Origin of the sequence: Chryseobacterium sp. WG23 (assembly GCF_024586575.1) — a bacterium.
Classification (GTDB): Bacteria; Bacteroidota; Bacteroidia; order Flavobacteriales; family Weeksellaceae; genus Chryseobacterium.
Genome location: NZ_JALCZE010000002.1, coordinates 430,297 through 448,446 on the forward strand (window position 1 = coordinate 430,297; position 18,150 = coordinate 448,446).

Annotated in this window: 20 protein-coding genes; 9 read left to right on the forward strand and 11 right to left on the reverse strand. The window is 35.6% G+C overall.

The window, feature by feature from the left end; all coding sequences use genetic code 11:
• Positions 1-245: 245 nt before the first annotated feature.
• The 5 genes from MP477_RS04645 to MP477_RS04665 form a co-directional block, all read right to left on the reverse strand.
• A complete protein-coding gene (locus MP477_RS04645; RefSeq protein WP_257189352.1) occupies positions 246-569 on the reverse strand; it encodes a helix-turn-helix domain-containing protein in 324 nt (107 codons plus the stop codon).
• A 66-nt stretch (positions 570-635) separates the two neighbouring features.
• Positions 636-1,055 carry a transposase gene (locus MP477_RS04650; protein ID WP_257189353.1) on the reverse strand — a complete coding sequence of 140 codons (420 nt, stop codon included), beginning with the start codon at positions 1,053-1,055 and terminating at the stop codon, positions 636-638.
• Between the two features lie 126 nt (positions 1,056-1,181).
• Positions 1,182-2,183: a hypothetical protein gene (locus MP477_RS04655; protein WP_257189354.1), complete on the reverse strand. Its 1,002-nt coding sequence runs from the start codon at positions 2,181-2,183 to the stop codon at positions 1,182-1,184.
• A gap of 36 nt (positions 2,184-2,219) precedes the next feature.
• On the reverse strand, positions 2,220-2,963 hold the full coding sequence (locus MP477_RS04660; RefSeq protein WP_230035917.1) for a hypothetical protein: 744 nt from the start codon (positions 2,961-2,963) through the stop codon (positions 2,220-2,222).
• 363 nt (positions 2,964-3,326) lie between these two features.
• Complete coding sequence (locus MP477_RS04665) at positions 3,327-4,082, reverse strand: SDR family oxidoreductase (RefSeq protein ID WP_257189355.1); 756 nt, start codon at positions 4,080-4,082, stop codon at positions 3,327-3,329.
• A gap of 758 nt (positions 4,083-4,840) precedes the next feature.
• On the opposite strand from MP477_RS04665, the gene MP477_RS04670 reads away from it, so the two are divergent.
• From MP477_RS04670 to MP477_RS04695, 6 genes are all read left to right on the forward strand, one after another.
• Entirely contained in the window at positions 4,841-5,797 is a 957-nt protein-coding gene (locus MP477_RS04670) for an AraC family transcriptional regulator (RefSeq protein ID WP_257189356.1), read from the forward strand.
• Between the two features lie 25 nt (positions 5,798-5,822).
• Positions 5,823-6,398 carry a hypothetical protein gene (locus MP477_RS04675; protein ID WP_257189357.1) on the forward strand — a complete coding sequence of 192 codons (576 nt, stop codon included), beginning with the start codon at positions 5,823-5,825 and terminating at the stop codon, positions 6,396-6,398.
• A gap of 410 nt (positions 6,399-6,808) precedes the next feature.
• On the forward strand, positions 6,809-7,135 hold the full coding sequence (locus MP477_RS04680; protein ID WP_257189358.1) for a hypothetical protein: 327 nt from the start codon (positions 6,809-6,811) through the stop codon (positions 7,133-7,135).
• Between the two features lie 35 nt (positions 7,136-7,170).
• On the forward strand, positions 7,171-7,902 hold the full coding sequence (locus tag MP477_RS04685; protein WP_257189359.1) for a hypothetical protein: 732 nt from the start codon (positions 7,171-7,173) through the stop codon (positions 7,900-7,902).
• A 24-nt stretch (positions 7,903-7,926) separates the two neighbouring features.
• The gene (locus MP477_RS04690) at positions 7,927-8,355 is read left to right on the forward strand and encodes a hypothetical protein (RefSeq protein ID WP_257189360.1); all 429 of its coding nucleotides are present in this window, start codon (positions 7,927-7,929) and stop codon (positions 8,353-8,355) included.
• Positions 8,356-8,397: 42 nt separating this feature from the next.
• Positions 8,398-9,006 (forward strand): hypothetical protein, encoded by a 609-nt coding sequence (locus MP477_RS04695; protein ID WP_257189361.1) that lies wholly within the window; start codon positions 8,398-8,400, stop codon positions 9,004-9,006.
• An 88-nt stretch (positions 9,007-9,094) separates the two neighbouring features.
• Here MP477_RS04695 and MP477_RS04700 read toward each other — a convergent pair whose 3' ends face one another.
• Positions 9,095-10,687 (reverse strand): tetratricopeptide repeat protein, encoded by a 1,593-nt coding sequence (locus MP477_RS04700; protein WP_257189362.1) that lies wholly within the window; start codon positions 10,685-10,687, stop codon positions 9,095-9,097.
• Positions 10,688-10,865: 178 nt separating this feature from the next.
• Between MP477_RS04700 and MP477_RS04705 the strand changes: the two genes are divergently transcribed.
• The 3 genes from MP477_RS04705 to MP477_RS04715 all read left to right on the forward strand — a co-directional run bounded on the left by MP477_RS04705 (position 10,866) and on the right by MP477_RS04715 (position 13,547).
• The gene (locus MP477_RS04705; protein WP_257189363.1) at positions 10,866-11,654 is read left to right on the forward strand and encodes a PhzF family phenazine biosynthesis protein; all 789 of its coding nucleotides are present in this window, start codon (positions 10,866-10,868) and stop codon (positions 11,652-11,654) included.
• A 395-nt stretch (positions 11,655-12,049) separates the two neighbouring features.
• On the forward strand, positions 12,050-12,514 hold the full coding sequence (locus MP477_RS04710; RefSeq protein ID WP_257189364.1) for a PA2169 family four-helix-bundle protein: 465 nt from the start codon (positions 12,050-12,052) through the stop codon (positions 12,512-12,514).
• Between the two features lie 31 nt (positions 12,515-12,545).
• Positions 12,546-13,547 carry an SDR family oxidoreductase gene (locus tag MP477_RS04715; RefSeq protein ID WP_257189365.1) on the forward strand — a complete coding sequence of 334 codons (1,002 nt, stop codon included), beginning with the start codon at positions 12,546-12,548 and terminating at the stop codon, positions 13,545-13,547.
• 82 nt (positions 13,548-13,629) lie between these two features.
• Here the strand turns inward: MP477_RS04715 and MP477_RS04720 are convergent, their stop codons facing one another.
• Genes MP477_RS04720 through MP477_RS04740 form a run of 5 tightly spaced genes read right to left on the reverse strand, consistent with a single transcriptional unit; the run spans position 13,630 to position 18,149 of the window.
• Complete coding sequence (locus MP477_RS04720; RefSeq protein ID WP_257189366.1) at positions 13,630-15,102, reverse strand: alpha-amylase; 1,473 nt, start codon at positions 15,100-15,102, stop codon at positions 13,630-13,632.
• Positions 15,103-15,134: 32 nt separating this feature from the next.
• Positions 15,135-15,554: a low affinity iron permease family protein gene (locus MP477_RS04725; RefSeq protein ID WP_257189367.1), complete on the reverse strand. Its 420-nt coding sequence runs from the start codon at positions 15,552-15,554 to the stop codon at positions 15,135-15,137.
• A gap of 15 nt (positions 15,555-15,569) precedes the next feature.
• Positions 15,570-16,181: a hypothetical protein gene (locus tag MP477_RS04730; protein WP_257189368.1), complete on the reverse strand. Its 612-nt coding sequence runs from the start codon at positions 16,179-16,181 to the stop codon at positions 15,570-15,572.
• A 32-nt stretch (positions 16,182-16,213) separates the two neighbouring features.
• On the reverse strand, positions 16,214-16,582 hold the full coding sequence (locus MP477_RS04735; RefSeq protein ID WP_257189369.1) for a hypothetical protein: 369 nt from the start codon (positions 16,580-16,582) through the stop codon (positions 16,214-16,216).
• Between the two features lie 55 nt (positions 16,583-16,637).
• Entirely contained in the window at positions 16,638-18,149 is a 1,512-nt protein-coding gene (locus MP477_RS04740) for an FAD-dependent oxidoreductase (protein ID WP_257189370.1), read from the reverse strand.
• Position 18,150 lies beyond the last annotated feature (1 nt).

Genomic DNA, 18,150 nt, shown 5'->3' on the forward strand with positions numbered 1-18,150 from the left:
AATCAACTTAAAGTCTCCTTATAATTGAAACCGGCAAGTCGGATGTCAATTTTAAAAAAAATCAAAGATCTTTTGCTTACGTGTATTTTTTATTTTTTCAATCAGTTTAAACAGGCGTTATTCCAAAACATCAAAAAACCGTCTTAATAAGACGGTTCTTCCTAAAATAATTAAAACTTGAATCTGAATATATTCATATATCTTGACTGAGAAATTTCAGTAAAATTAAAGCTTTATCTGCTCTACTATATACAAAACATCTTTTTCCATCTCATTACAGAATTACGGCTCAGATAGAAATGACGGGCCAGTTGACTATTATTGAATTTGTGTTTTTTTTGGTAATCCAGCATTTCTAAAATATCTGATTTGCTGTATGACCGGTGTTTCTGGCTGCGTCTCACACTGGAGATATCTCTACCAAATATTTTCTTATTCAGGGTTATAATATCCAGTGCAGACAAGATTTCTTTTTGCAGTAGACTTTGACATTCTTCATATTTATGAGGAAATTTTTTCACAAGAATATCTGTATATATTTTATTATAATCAGGAAATTTTTTTTTCATCAATTATCGTGTTTATGATCCATATTTTCCAGTTATGGGCTGACAGTACTTTTGGAAGAGTACATTTTATCCTTTATATTTTTCTATCCATTTATAAAGAGTAGATTTAGGAATACGGTATTCTTCTATGATCTGGCTTTTACTTTTTTCTCCGGTATGCACCAATTCCATAATAAAATCTATTATTTCCCTTGTATAAATGCTTTTTCGGAAGCTGGGAAGCATTGATTTTTCTTTTTTATCAATTCCTGAGGGTGGTGAATACAATATTAAATGTTGAGAATAAACTCTAAAAAAGTCATACTCTAAAAGTTTGCACCATTTAAGCAGAGTATCCGTAGAAAGATCTTTTTGCTCAAACATTTTTTTTACCTCTTCTTCTGTACAATTAAAAAAATTACAGATACGAAGTGTTTTTACAGATACTTCCTCTATTCTCTGATGGATGAGTTTACCGATGTGTATATCTTTAAAGTGTGTATTCATTTTTTCTGTCGGGTAATACAGTCTGGAGCAAAATAGCCGGAATTATAGCAATAGACTGGGATTTTGAATGTAAAGCGATATCCCTATGTACCAGCCATCAGGAATTGAACAGGGAATGGACTGAAATTATAGATTCAGCTTATCCAATGCATATGCTATAAGATTGTGAAGATATTTCTCCTGATCAGTATCTATTATCACTCCTGAAACACTTGAATTTCTGAAAACACCCTCGTCCCAGAGAAATATAGCTCTCCCACCGGTACCTGTTATCCAAATTCCCGCTTTATCTGAGGTGGAAGACTCATGTCTTGCCAACAGCTGTGCTCCGGAAGGCAGTTGTGTGTTGGATACTAAGGCACCGGTTTGTGCCCCAGTGATAAGAACAGCATTGGAGACGCTTCCAAAAACACCAGTAGTACCTGCTGTACCGGATATTGGATAGGAATAATAAGAAGATGCTGCTCCTACGGTTCCCGTTCCTCCAAATCCCTGCAGAGCCGGTGTATTTCGTATGTTTTCAAGCAGAACAATCGCCACACCACCCAGATTCACAAAGTCTTTAATTTTAGCAACATTGGCCGGACTTAAATCTTCATTATATTTCACTCCTATGCAGAAAACATCTACAACCATTTTCAGCTGAGTACCGGTAAGAATATCCAACTCTTCTGTTTGAAATTGTTGAAAATCAATACCTCCAACCTTATTATATATACCTGCGGGGCCGTAGTTTACCAGACTCTTCAGTTGGGAATTAAATGCAGGAAAGCCAGTTCCTCCCAATGCATAGAGGTTTCCATCCCACAAACCAGCCCAATACCCTATTGTTACTCTTTTTTTGGGAGGTTGAGGTATAATATTGGGATTCCAGTCTGCATATCCCAGTACGCCATTAGCATCTGCCACTACCATTTTTGTTGCTATAAATGTTTGGTTTTTGGTGTCCGATTTTGTCCCGTCCGGTTTTGTAAAAATGGCATTTGGACTGTTATGTTTAGGCAGTTCCCTTACCCGTTCAATACCGTTAACATCAAGAGTTTCCGTAGGATTGGGAGTACTAATACCTACCTGGGACAGAAACATTGCAGAGGTAAAACCTGCTATTAAAAATAATCCTTTTTTCATTTGTTTATATTTTAAAAATCAATTGTATTAGGGAGATTAGGCTTTACGGGTCACTGAGATAAATATTTTCTTTTCACCACTTACTTCCATACACCACCATTTGAATTCATACCATCTGTAGGTATTACTATCTATCTGTACCTGGAGATTGGTGGTTTCCACTTCGGCTGCATTAGTAGCCCAAAACACTATATTATTGGCATCAATCTGCAGATAGCTTCCTGCCAGCAGATTATTATTAAGTGAAGTTTCGTTCTCATTTACCTGGGTTGCAAATGATTGATAGCTTACAAGTTTGGGACTGTCTGATATGTTATAGATCCGTGGATCATAATATGTTGAATTGACCCCTTGCAGGTTCATTTCCAAACCGTCAATAGAAGGTAAGGCGGGAAGGCTGTTTGCTGTTATATAGGTTTTTAAATTAAAAGTACTTGCCTGTGCTGTAGTTACAGGTACAGAATATATCCTTGTAATGGCTTCTCCTATAGGCAGAACCCCACCATCATTTATTTTAGGAAGTCCTTCAAGATATCCCAAAACACCGTTTACGTCCGCAACTAAAGTTTTTGTTGCAGTAAAATTCTGATTTTTAGTTTCTGATCTTGTCCCGTCGGGCTTTGTAAAAATAGCATTGCTGGTATTATGCTTGGGAAGCTCTCTTATCCTTTCAATACCGTTAACGTCAAGTACTTCTGTAGATACAGCAGTTTTAATACCTACTTGTGACCAAAGTGAGGAACAGGCCGAAACGGCCATTAGTAATAATCCTTTTTTCATTATGTTTTATTTTTGAATTGTGAAAGCCGGTAATGAGGGCATTACTAAACGGCTAAAATTCTTTGCAATAATAGGAAGATGATGATTAGAAAAATAATGGTAGGTGTTATGAATTACGAAATTCTCGTGTGCTTTTTAAAGATATAAACTAGTATTTTACAAAAAATGTATACTAATAATCAACTTGTTACAAACACAGCATTCTTTCAAGGATTATTGTAATGGTGTTATATTATTAATGATGTTCTGCTAATCCGCGTTCACCATATTTCATCATTCGGGTTTTAAAATAAAAAAATGGATAACGGATTTTATTTAAAATCACAATTATCCATATAAGTAATACTGATTAATTAATCAAAATTATCTTGTAGTATATCCTCCGTTGGCAAAAATAGTCTGCCCGGTGATCCACCATCCGTCAGTGACTAAAAATTCTACCAAAGGTGCAATGTCTTTAATATCGGTCAATCCGCCTAATGCCGCTGCTGATTTATGGTAAGCTACAGCATCAGTACTTTCCTGTCCGTAGAAGAAAGGAGTATCCATAGGACCTGGCGCTACTGCAGTTACAGAAATTCCTCTGTCACCAAATTCTTTAGAAGCTGCCCTTGTGAAATGCTCCACCGGTGCTTTGGCACCCGCATACGTTGAATACAGTCCCGTATATGCAGCTAACAAAGAGGTCACAATGGTACAGATTTTACCATGATCGTTCACTTTTTTACCTGCTTCTTGCAAAAAGAAATAAGCTGATTTTGAATTGACTCCGAACATAGCGTCATATTCAGTTTCGGTAGTTTCAATAAATGGTTTTTTCAATACCATACCAACCGTATTAATTGCAATATCAATACCCCCGTAAGTTTTTATAGCTTCATCAAAAAACTTTGTGATATTTTCTATTTTAGTAAGATCTCCCTGAAATAGAAACGCTTCAGCTCCTAAGGCCTTCACTTCAGCTAAAGTTTTTTCGCTTTCTGCTTTTGAACTTTCACTGTTATAGTGGATAGCGAGCTTAGCTCCTTTTTTGGCAAAATCTCTGCTTAATAACCCCCCAAGGTTTTTTCCACCTCCTGCTATAAGCACTACCTTTCCTTTTAAATCATTGTGTGTCATAATCTTATTTTTAAGTTAAGTTTTATTTTTATTCATATCTATAATAACTGAATATTCCTTCAGCTATAACAGAAAATTTACATTTTGATTGAGCACCAAGACATCTTTAAAACATCTTATCAATTTGTTACCTGGTCATAAGCTTTTGGTGAGATTGACATTATGAACATAAAGCAATATTATAAAACCCAAAAAAAGCTTACAACAAATTGATGATAGGATATCTGAATTTCTCTTCATATTTTCTAAAGAAATCCATGTGATATCGTAAATAAATAAAAATAATTCTATCTGAATTTCTCATAAAACAATCTTATAATAAGCTGTTTATAATGATAAAAATAAACAACACCTTGGAATAATGCCTTTTTTACTCAATTTTACATTGATAATTTTAGCTCAGTTTTATCTGGCCAGAATAAGATTAAACTAACAATAAATAATATCCCCAGAATTAAAACAGGAACTAAACTGTCAATGCTTTTTTATGCAAATATTTCCATTGAGTCACTGCATGATTGGAGCTTTGACAGGTATAAAAAAGGTAATTGGAAACAAATTCTGAATACATTTTTAAATTTTTTCAAAACTATATCTTCCCTCTTTAAGAAAATCCATATAAATAAAAAAAACATAAATAAATAACTGAAAAACAAAGAAGTATAAAAATTATTTAAGTGATTAATTCCGAAAAGCTAACACATTTACTATGTATTAAATCATACATTAGTCCTTACTTTGCTCAGAAACACACTTCAATGACAAAAAAAGTTCTATTCTGTCTATACCTGTTGTTTAATGTTACTGATGCACAGTGGAATAACAAATCAAAAATTGATACTGAAATAGAAAATACAAAAGACTTATCTGCAAATGAACTCAAAATTATGGAACTCACTAAAAATGGTAATCAAATTTCAAGGAACATAGATTATAAAAAAAGAATATCAGAAAGAAGTGAGCTGCTTTTGGATACGTATTTTAATATGGAAAGTTTAAATTCAGAGAAAAAGGAAACTTCAAAAAAAAGAACACATCTTTACAAAGAATTGAATGACAGCATTAAAAATATAGAAGAAAAAGCTGTAAATACTCCTGTTAATTATATAATAGGTGAACAAGCAGAAGCGTATTCCCATAATATCGTAAAAATAGTTATTGCACCATCAGTTGTGATTATTTTCTTATTAAACAGCTGGGTTTTATGGAAACACAATCAAAAAAAGCTTGGTAAGGGAGATAAAATGATCGTTAATCACTTAAAAAATGAGACGAAAACCACCGGGTTCACATCTATGCCGGTAAAAGATAAAGATAAGACTCCGGATCATAATATCAGTATCTCTGAAGATACTACTGCATCTTTGCTCAATAAACTTTCAAAGTTTGAAAAGTCAGAAAAATTTTTAAAGAAGGATTTAACCCTCACCAATTTATCAAATTCATTACATACAAACCCAAGATATCTTTCAGAAATCATTAAACAGCATAAAGGTAAGAATTTCAACAATTACCTTAACGGACTCCGGATACATTATATTACCGATAAGCTCTATAACACACCCGTTTTTAGGGAATATAAGATCAGTTATCTTGCTGAAGCTTGTGGCTTTTCCTCCAGGGAAGTTTTTTCTGTAATATTCAAAAAAGAAATGGGTGTTACTCCCTCCTATTTTATAAGCCAACTCAAAAAAAATGAAAATGACAGGGAGTAATATTCATGAATAGTACAGTTATACCATGGATTTTTTTAATCACATTAAAACAGTAATAAGTATTATTTTAAGCTTAGGTATCGGCAGCTTACTCAATGGTACTGTGAAATTTATCCAACATCCCGGAAGAACAAAGCCTTATTGGGTCCATCTGCTGTGGATATTGTACATATTTCTACTGATGATTCACTTTTGGTGGTGGGAATATGGTCTTAGAGAGGTGAGAATATGGACGTTTACTGAATATATATTTATCATCATGTACATTATCCTCTACTTTACATTATGTCAGCTTTTATATCCGTCTGATGTTAAAGATTATGATGACAATTATAGGAATTACTTTTTTTCCAGAAAGAAATGGCTTTTTCTATTGCTCATTGTGATTTATTTTATTGATATTTTTGATACTTTAATCAAAGGGCCTGTTTATCTGGAAAAGCTGATGCCCTTATACGCAATAAGAATGGCCAGCCATATTTCATTATGTGCCCTATTTGCATTTTTAAAAAACCGCCAGTCAGTTTGGTATGGAGGCATGGTACTATTTTTTATTCTGTTTGAGTTGTATTTTATCGTTGACAAATTCTATAATGATTAATTTCAAGCAAGACCTATTTCAGCAGTTTTTTAAAATATAAGTGAAATGGAATTACAAATTCATGCAGGTTTAAGTAGTTAAAATTCAAAAAAAAACAAAAAACTTCAGCTATACCATTGTTGTTAACAGAAGCTAGAAATTTAATAACAGGTATATTGAAAAAAACCCTGGAAGACATTTTAAATTGACGATGTATTAAAAAATTATAATGATCATATTATCAGATACGATAATTTGTAAAACATTGAAATCACCAATAAAAACATCAACAAATAATCAACAAAAAACTAACTTATTTACACTCTTTTTTGATGTAATAAATTATGAAAACATCACATACTGCCTTTTAAAAGCCATGTAATCTAAGGTAAACAATACTACATTTGGTGATATAATTTAAATATAGATTTATGGAAAATTCATTAAAAACATTGTTCCTCGCAATGGTACTCATTCTTTTACATTCATGTGGTTCCGTTACGACCTATGATGCACCTCTTGAGCCTGGGCAAACTGTTTACCAGAGACAGGATCCAAAGTTCAGACAAACTGAAACAAGATCAGAAAATAACAGCATCCCTGAGCCAGGACAGATAGAAATGAAATCTAATAACGAAAACAACAATGACAATATTCCGGAACCAGGACAAACAGAAATGAAATCTAATGACGAGAACAATAATGATAATGTTCCGGAACCTGGACAGACAGAAATGAAAGATGCAGAAGAACAGTAATCTCAGTAACTGTATTTAACCTACGAAAAATAATTATGATAAGCAGAGTTTTTATAATAACAGCAACAATATTATCAAGTATTTGTGCATCCAATATAACCGCACAAACAGGAAAAATATTTTCAGGAAAATTTTCCAGCGAGGGCGATGTTACGGCATCAGGAATCATGACACTGGAACTATCACAAACAGGTACTAAAATAGAAGGAGTATCAAATTACCAGAGTGTTACTGATGATTCCAACAGTGGAATGCTTTCAGTAAATGGGTACGCTAAAGACAATGTAGCTTATATACGCTTCAGGGATCAGAGGGGAAATGTGGTAGCTGATGGCAGTGTGAGTCTAAAAGATGCAGCAACACTGTATTTTAAACAGACTACAAATTCCTCAATGCTTCCTTCAGTAGCCTTTCTGTATGGAAAAGAAAGCCATTCTAATACACCTAATGTATCAGTAAGAAGCTATACAGGATCCTATTCCAACGAAGGAGATACCACGGCAAAAGGAATTATATCATTTGATATATCACAATCCGGAAGCAAGATAGAAGGTACAGCAAATTATAAGACTAACGATGATCAGCTGGATACAGGTCTTTTATCTGTAAATGGCTATGTAAAAGTCGATACTGCTTATATAAGGTTCAGAGATCAGAAAGGGCAAACTGTAGCGGATGGAATTTTATATCCGAGTGGCTCTAATACTGCTTTCAAGCAAACAACATCTTCTAATAGTCTTCCTTACAAAGCTACTTTGTACAGGTAATTAATAAATAAATATATAAATAAAATGGAAAAATACAGGAAGTTTACATTTTTAAAGCAATGTAAAAATACATTACTGATAGCTGGTTTAATAGTAGTGGTTAGCTGTGCTCCAACTGTAAATTACATTGGGAAAAATTATAACCCTACTGAAAATATTGATGTATTTTTAGATACGAATGATGTAAAGAAAAACTATGAGGTGATAGGAAAAGTGGATGGTATTTCGGGAATACTGGGTTCAAGTTATCAGGATATTCAGGATAAAATTGTTCAGAAAGCTAAAGAAAAAGGAGCTGATGCCGTCATTCTTTATAATATGGAACAAAGAATCATTGGTTCAACATCTTCATCGAATACTGAGCATAGACAATGGATGAAAAATACAACAACATCCTCAACTAATGTAACGGAGGATGTTTTGCATGCTGATTTCATCAAATATATTCCATAATTCCGGCTATCTTTATGGTTAATCTATAATTGAAATTAAAAAATGAAATTAAAACTCATACTTATAAGTTTATTTACAGTTGTTATTGCAGCAGGCTGTACAGAAAAAACAACAAAAGAAATAGCCAAAACAAAAGCTACAGAGAAAAAAGATAATCAACAGCCGGATAAAACGGCTTTGTCTTCAAAAGAAGGTAGTCTTACAATAGAAGGAGATCGTGTGATCATTCCCAATTTCAAAATAGAAGTCAACCTTTCTGATAAAGCCGTAGAGTTATTGCAAAAAAATAAAGAATCCATAATAGCTTCTTTATTTTTTTATGGTGATGTCCGCGATGAAAACTCCCTGCCGGAAGATATAAAAAAAGAACTGGGTCCTAATGGGTTAAAGCTTATGGTTTTTGATATGGAAAAGATAGATGTTACCCAATCCAATGAATTGGAGATTACCAATCTAAGCTTCCCTAAAAAATTATATGATGCTCTTGCCAGCAAAGATATCTATGTTAACATCAATGTATTCAGTGGGAGAAGGACGTTTAAAGATAATATTCTCGACATGGAATTTTATGATTCCAAACTCAATGAGATCATTTCTCATAGCAGTTTCATCAATTTAAACGGACGCCTTATGACAGAGGATAAGGACTAAAAAAATTGTTATTTTCAAGCTCTTCCTTTTTGGTATTGTACCTGCAAAGGAGGAGCATTTTTTATATGCATGATCGAATTAAAAAATATTATTGAGGTGTTAAATCATGAATGTTTATCTCATTATCTTTTCTCAGATTATTAATAAAATAGGAAGGGGTAACGCCAGCCTCTTTTTTAAAGGTAACAGCAAACACCTCTCTGGAGGAAAATCCACAAGCTTCCGCTAAATAACTTATTTTATATTCTCTGTAAATAGGATCTATGCAAAGTTTATTAATGATATAGTTTATCCTCAGTTCATTAATATAATTATTATAGCTTTTCTCTTTATATTGCTTTATTATTTCTGAAAGATATCTGGTATTGGTATTCAGATCATTGGCCAGAGAGGTAAGGCTAAGATCTTTTTTAAGAAATTTTTGAGACTTTTCAAATTTTTCTAATTTTAACAACAGAGTTTTGACAGTCTCATCGGTAATATTAATGCTTCGTTCTATAGCAATATTTGCATTAGAAGCAGTGGCATTTGCCGTCTTTAGATTTGTGATGATTAATTCATATTTCTTATGCAGTGCTTTCTGTTTTCTCTTCCAGAAAAACCATCCGGCAGCCGAGAGTGTAAGAATAAGGATAAATATTGCTATTAATATCTTCTGAATGTTGCTGTTATAAATTTCACTTTGCTCATCTATAATGTGTTTCACCGGAGTGTTTATAGTTTTCTTTTCTGCATTTACCAAACTGTCATTCAGCTTTGTATAGAGATTCATATATTTCTTTGAAATTTCCTTTTCACCCAGCTCTACACAGGATTTAAAGTAGACTTCATAAATATCCCTGCGTATGTAAGGGCTACTGACTTGTTTTTCTAATTTCTCTGCCTTTTCAGCGTAAAGTTTAGACTCATTGTATCTTTTCTGGTCATAATAAAGCCATGCAAACTCATTTAAGGTGGCAATTTCAAGATTTTTGTTTGATCTGTATGTTTTATTTTGACATAGTTCCAATGCCTTTGAAAAAAAGGATTCAGCATCTTTTGCTTTATGCATTACAATACTTGTCTTTCCTAAATTGATATACGCCAAAATAAGAGAATGATTCTTTTTATTACTAAAATCCTTGCTATCATTTACTTTATTAATAGTTTCAAGGCTTTTTCTCTGATAATAAGCTACAGAATCTACAGGTGCATTAATATGAGCTGAATAACTGGCTAAGCCGATGTATATAAGGGATTCCTGATAATATTTATAGTTATCAGACTCTATTTTGTGAATAGTATTTAAAGCTTTCTGAAATTCTTTAAGACTCTCAGCATTAAAGCCAAGTTCTGTATAGGAAGAAGCTCTAAGTCTGTATATATTTGATAATATCTCATTATCCTTCATCTCAATTGCCAGCCCCTCTGTGGCTTTGCTTAGCTCTACAACTTTTTTAAAATTTCCCAAATCATAGTATTTAGCCATCATAAGGTTACTGCTTTCCAGTATTCCTTTTTTATATCCTGCATTTGTAGAAACACGATAAATTTCTTCCGAAAGCTGCAGAGATTTACCCGGCTCTTCTGAAGACAGTTCTTTCGCAAGAATTATTTTATTATCAATATTCGGATTAGTAATTAACTGACCATGTATTAGACTACAAAATACACAGGTGATAATGAAAATAAATTTCTTCATATAAAGTTTTAATGATTAAAAAGTAAATGCCAATGCTAATTTATAACTAAAAAAATTACAAGTTACAGAGTTAATATTTAATTTATTGTAACATTAAAGAAAAAGCACAGTACTGCAATAAGCCAACATCTCTCCGGGAAATAAATTATCTTTGTTACCAGCAGAAATTACATCAATTATGAAGTTAGAATTATACCAAATAGATGCCTTCACAGAAGAGATTTTCCATGGAAATCCTGCATGTGTTGTCCCATTACAAAATTGGTTACCCGATGAAATACTCTTAAAAATAGCCCGTGAAAATGCAGTGGCAGAAACGGCTTTCTTTATTGATAATGGCAATAGCATTCATCTGAGATGGTTTACCCCTGAAATAGAGATGGACTTATGCGGGCACGCTACTCTTGCCACGGCCCATTGCTTAGCTTCCATCTTACATTATAAGAGCAACAGAATTGTTTTTCAAACCAAAAGTGGTGAGCTGACCGTCGATATAAAAGATGGATTTTATTATATGGATTTCCCGTCAAGAATGCCCGAAACATCTACTCTTCCGGAAAATATAAAAAGGTCTCTCAATATACAGCCTAAGGAAGTCTTCAAATCAAGAGACTATGTTCTGGTATATGAGTCTGAGGAAGACATAAAAAATATCAACATTGAAAGATCCCTTTTTGACCTTATCAATCTGGATCCAGGAGGTGTTGTTGTGACAGCAGCAGGTACAGACAGTGATTTTGTTTCAAGATATTTTACGCCGCAGTCCTCAATTCTTGAAGATCCTGTTACCGGCTCTGCACACTGCTCACTTATTCCGTTCTGGTCATTAAGATCAGGAAAAGATAAGCTTTTCGCCCGCCAGCTATCAGAAAGGGGCGGCCAGCTTTATTGTGAAAACAAAAATGAAAGAGTAATTGTGGCAGGTAAAGCCAGAACTTATTCTATGGGGCACCTATGGATAGAATAACGTTATTCTGATCAGGCTGTATGGCCAAACAATATCCCTCTTACCGCAAACGACAATAGGCATCAATTTAACAAAATTGATGCCTATTTTTATTGTTAACAACCAGGAAACTAATTTATTTCCAGTTGCAATTTCCATTGTCATAGTTAGATATTCAGTAAAAATCTATGCTTTTCCTATATGAAAAAATAAGTCATATTATGACTGAAATAATAATACAGCTAACAGCACTTTACTAATTTTATAACAGATTATGGATACCATAGAATGAGAATTTTTATAAGGCTTCAAATCAGCTGCCCTTTCCACAGGCTATTCTCAAAAATATAAGAATCTAACCTTTCATATGGATCCATAGAATTTTACAACCCGATAACCATTACAAAAAATATATTATGAAAACAGAACAAACAGTATCCGTACTTAATGATTTGTTGCAAATCACGAACGACAGAATAGAAGGATTTGAAAAAGTGGAGGGAAAAATCTGGGAAATGTATCCTGATATCAAAGATGAATATGACCGGATGATCTCCCAGTCAAAAATTATGAAAAATGAGCTGATGAATCTGATCATTGAAAAAAATGGAGATCCTAAAGATTCAACCTCCTTTGCAGGAGCAGTCCACAGAACATGGATAGATATTAAAAATTCATTTACGGTAGGTACTATCGAAGAATCTACCCTTGAGAATGTGGTATTTGGAGAAAGGGCCGCGATAGAAGCTTATCAGGCAGCTCTTGACAGCGGAGATCTTTGTGAAAAAAGTAAAAAGATTGTTTCAGAACAGTTGCAGAACCTGAAGGAATCCTACCATCAGTTTAAAAAAATTGAAGAATATAAAAAGAAAGAAAATTAGTTTAACATATCACTCACCAAATCTTAAATATATGGAAAAGGAAATCACACGAAGAAATGCTATAGGAAAAATAGCCGCAACGATTGCTGTAGCAGCTGTCGCCCCGGGTACTTTTGCACAGACACAAAAAAACATCAAAAGTAATACCGGTCCGGACCTTACAGATCCAACAACAAAATATCCTAAACCTCCCTTCAAAAGACAGTTTCAGCCCTTTCCTGGTTTGGCAGGAAAAATGATCCCTGTACCGGACCACGGTGAAGAAAGCTATGTAGGCTCCGGAAGGCTGACCGGCAGAAAGGCATTAATTACAGGAGGAGACTCAGGAATCGGACGTGCTGCCGCTATTGCCTATGCAAGAGAGGGAGCAGATGTAGCCATTAATTATCTTCCGGAAGAAGAGCCGGATGCCATACAGGTCATTGAACTGATTAAAAAAGCGGGACGAAAAGCGGTAGCCATTCCCGGGGATCTACGGGAAGAGTCATTTTGCAATAAGCTGGTGGCACAGGCTGTACAGCAATTAGGGGGACTGGATATTCTGGTTAATAATGCAGGACATCAGAAAACCCATGAATCTATTCTTGACATCAGCACTGAAGAATTTGAAAGAACAATGAAAACCAATCTTTATGCACCCTTTTGGATTATTAAAGCGGCTTTACCTCACTTAAAACCAGGCTCTTCTATTATTGGCTTATCTTCGGTACAGGCTTACGATCCATCTGCCGACCTGTATGATTATGCACAGACAAAAGCTGCAACCACAAATTATGTGAAATCTTTGGCTAAGCAGCTGGGGCCAAAAGGAATCCGGGTCAATGGTGTTGCCCCGGGACCTATTTGGACCGCTTTGCAGATTAGTGGTGGCCAGACTCAGGAAAAGATTGAAAAATTTGGTGGTCATACTCCACTGGGGCGTCCGGGACAGCCGGCTGAGCTCGCCTCTATATTCGTTCAGCTTGCTGCCAATGATGCAAGTTTCGCAACCGGGCAGATTTATGGAGCTGCAGGAGGAAGCGGCCAGCCTTAATTAATATTTACGTTTGAATAGTAAAAGCCACCTTTAGAGAGTGGCTTTTACTATATAACACAGGAGTCAGTTTGCAGCGCTATTATCCCATCTTAATCCACACACTTACAGACCCGGCACTGACTGTAAATCTGGCTCTTCCATTTTCGTCTGTTTTTATTTCATCATTCCTTTGCTCCGTAAAATCTTTATATACGGAATTAGCTTTTTCCTTTCCCAGGTCAATATCTTTATAGCCCGCTTCACTGTTGGATATGATCACCACACAGCCCTCATGTTCAGCATCTCCTTTTCTCACCCAGGCAATACAGTTGGGATGGTCAAAATAACTGATCTGCTCTCCATAGGCAAACTTCTGCCGTGCTTCAAGAAGCTTGGGGAGAATTTCAACCTTTGGCATGATAATTTCCACCTCTTTACCCTCTTTTATATCTGTATACTGAGCACCGAAAAGATCAGGATAGAATACACAGGGGTAGGCTTCTTCCATGAGTAAAATAACAGCATAGGCCAATGGTTTAAACCAATCCTGTACCGTTGATTCCAAAGACTGTAATTGCTGTGTATCGTGGTTTTCCACAAAGGAAACGGAGAAAACAGGTTTTTTTTCAAGAAAACTGCCCTTTAAAATCTGGCTGAGATCATAATCCTGACCTTTCTCTGATGCCATAAAGAAACTGTAGTGCAGAGGTACATCAAAACAGGAAATCATGCCTTTTATCTGATCAGAAAAATGAGATATTTTTTCGGCTTCGTCTTTCCAGAATTCTCCTAATATATAACAATCCGGCTTCAGTTCTGTTTTTACATAGGCAATCCATTCCTGTAGGAAATCAACAGAAATATGCTTTACGGCATCCAAACGCAGCCCATCTGCATGGGTGGTCTCCAGGTACCATTTGATCCAGTTTTTCATTTCATGGACAACATATGGATTGCGGTATTCTACATTAGCTCCCATCAGGTAATCATAATTTCCAAATTCACTGCTTACAGTCTGGTTCCAATCTTGGCCATATTCATTATGGATCCTGAAAATCCCTTTCAGCTCCGTGTTGTCTTTCTGAATACTATCTATGCCATTAAAACAGGTATAATCCCAAATGAATTGTGAATATTTCCCATTCCTTTCCGGAAAAGTAAATTTTGTAAAAGCTTTTGCAGCGAAAGGTTCCCCGATATTTTCATTTCGGTTCTCTTCCTTTACCTGATGTACCGTAACAGCTTCCATTTCATCTCCACCCATCCGGTGATTCATTACAATATCAGCATAAACGGATATTCCAAGCTCATGGGCTTTGTTAATGGCATTTAGATATTCTTCCCTGGTACCGTATCTTGTCGGAATGCCTCCTTTCTGGTTAAATTCTCCCAGATCATAAGAGTCATAAACATCATACCCTCTACCCTCTTTTCCCAATACACACTTTGTGGCGGGTGGGAACCACACTGCGGTAAATCCCAGGCTTTTCAGATAGCCGCATTTTTCTGTAAATTCATTCCAGAGATTACCTTTATGATACCAATGGAAAAATTGAATAATAACTCCATTCATATTGTCATTCAGTTTTCAGTTATGATTATGTTTTATTTGTACCGGTAATTACAGGCCTGATCGCTGGGATGGGGTTCTTTTTGCTCCTGTTTTTTCCTGAAACGGCCATTTTTCTCATAGAGCTTATGAATCTTGTCCAGTTCATCTTCTGTCAGATCTTCTATATCTACCAGCCGGTTATTTGCTTTTTCATGGGCTTCAATCAGTTCGTTTAATTTAATCTGAATAGCTTTGGAATCTTTATTTTGTGCTTTCTGAATTAAAAAAACCATTAGAAAAGTGATAATAGTGGTCCCGGTATTAATTACGATCTGCCATGATTCAGAAAAATCAAATAAAGGCCCGGTAGCTGCCCAAATGATAACCAGCAGGGCTGCGATAATAAAGGCTGCAGCACTTCCGGTGAAGCAGACAGCCTTATCTGCGAATCGGTCAAAAAAATTATTTTTCATAAGAACACTTTACTTTTAAAAATCTAATAGAGCATCGGTAAGTCTCTTCCACTGAATCCTGGAAATTCCTATCATTCCTCCCAAAGCAATCACCAGGTTTCTTATGGTATCTAAAAAATTAGCATCCAGATTAGCTGTTTCATTCCTTCCGTAAACCGCAGCTTTGATATAGGTATTTCCTCTTGAAATCATGAAAGTTGAGGTGGCACTGGAAGAATAAAAATGAGCGGTATATTTCTTACGGGAATTCCCCGGTTCTTTTGAAGGTCTGCAGGTAATCAATATATTTTCAAATTCATCTTCTTTTGTGTACTGATCACTGATATCAATAATTGTGACCCAGTCAAAACCAGCCTCAAGCGTGCCCGGGCCCGGAATATCAATCCTTATAAAATCCCCTTTCACCGGAATACGGTCTGCATAATTTCCTGATGAATCATAAAGCTTAAAACCGGCGAAGCCATTCCCACAAAAATCTTTCCATTCATTGACGGAATAGAGCCTGTTTTTAAGGATGATGAACTCCTGAACAGCCATTTCAGGATTATCAAATTTCTTTATACTTTCTGTATTATGAAAACCACCTTTTCTTTGCCGTGGAATTCCTGGAATTTCTTTGATTTTCATATTTCCTGGTATTGTTAGAACTGCATCAAAGCTTATACGGATCTTTTAAAATAAAGCAAATAAAAAATCCAGTAGGCAGAAAATATCATTTCCAAAACAAAGTCAATAAGGTAGACCCAGCTGATGATCCCTTTGAGGTAATAATAGAGATCTACCCATGCCAATCCCAAACAGCAAATAATATTAACTGTAGCAATTGCAGTATTTCTTTTAGTACTTCCTATGGTATAAAAACATAAAACACTATATGGTAAAATCAATATACCCACAGTTTTCACAAGCCATATATCAGTTTTATAACCGGTTATGTACAGAAAACTTTCAATATGAACAAGCGGCCAGATCCCTGTTATTATAAAGTACAGCCCCTGCAGAAAGGGTAGTATATGTTTTTTTTCCATATTCTTATGGGTTTTACCATGCGCTCTATTGTACGGGTTTGGCTCCAAAGTGCTTTTACAGTTCAATTCTCTGAAGATTTTTAACTGCAGGACCTGTAAGCATTTTACCGTTTACATTAAATCTTGATCCATGACACGGACAGTCCCAGCTTATTTCTGCACTGTTCCAGCGGACTTCACATCTCGCATGCGTGCATGTGCTTTTGAGAAGATGTAACTCGCCTCCTTTTTCTTTATATACAGCATAGGACTCTCCATCGTACTTCGCCACCTTTGCTTCTCCTTCAGAAAGCTCGGCCAGTGAATTCATTTTTTCTGCAAACACTTTATCCTTCACAAAATCTAAAACTACAGTGGCCTGCTCTTTTACAAAATTGGCAAAACCTGTTATCGGCCTTATCCTTTCAGGATTAAAAAGATCCTTATATTTATTGGAGCCTTTTAAAATTAAATCCCCAAGAATTTGAGACGTAATAGTTCCGAAGATCATCCCATTCCCACGAAATCCTGTCGCTGTATATATTTTTCCTTTGCTGCCTGGTAATACTCCAATATAGGGAAGTCCATCTACAGGTTCATAGTACTGACTTGACCAGCTGTAAACTGCTGTATCAACGTCAAAATGTTCTCTTACATAGTTCTCCAGTCTTGAAAAACATTCTCCGGTATCATCGGCATGTCCCGTTTTATGGTCCTCACCTCCGGCAATCAGCAGGCTTTCCCCGTCTATCTGCTGTGTTCTGTAATAATGATAAGGCTCGGCAAGGTCATAGCCCAGCTCTTTAGGATGAAAATCACCCTTCAGCCTGAAGGCAATAGCATAACTGCGGTACGGAGCATTCATAAAATGAAGCATATTAATGCCCGGTGGAATATGGGTAGCATAAATTACAGACCGTGCAGTAATGCTTCCTTTGGTAGACTGTAATACGACAAAGTCTCCATTTTCATCATGACTCTCACATAAACAATCTTCCACCAGAACGCCACCAAGACGGATAAATGCCTCTGCCAGGCTTCTGACATATTTTATAGGATGGAATTGTGCCTGATCAGGAATAGCAGCGGCTTTTTTAAAAGCAAAAGGGAAAGGAATATCATCAGTTTGTGCCATAGGATGTCCCACCTGAGAGGCTCCTTTGAGAATAGTATCCAGTTTTTTTTCCTGCTCGTCATCTAAAGCAAACAAATAACCCGGCTTACTTTGAAAATCACAGGAAATATTAAATTCCAGGATGTTGTTTCTGATGATATTTTTTGCTTCTATCCCTACATATTTCAGGAGCTTGGCGTTACGTAATCCAAAATCCTTAATCGCCTGGGCATAGGTTGTATCAAAGAAGTCATTTAAGTGGGCAGTTGTTCCGCCAGTTGTTCCAAAGCCTATATTGGAAGCTTCAAGAACAATACACTTTTGCCCTTCCTTCTGCAACCTTACCGCAGTAGACATACCTGTAATACCGGCCCCGACAATTGCAACGTCATACCATTCCTCCAAGGCTGGGTCTGGAGAAAACTTTTTAATTTCCTCCTGCCATATGCTCTTTCTGGCTCCATCCCTGTTCATA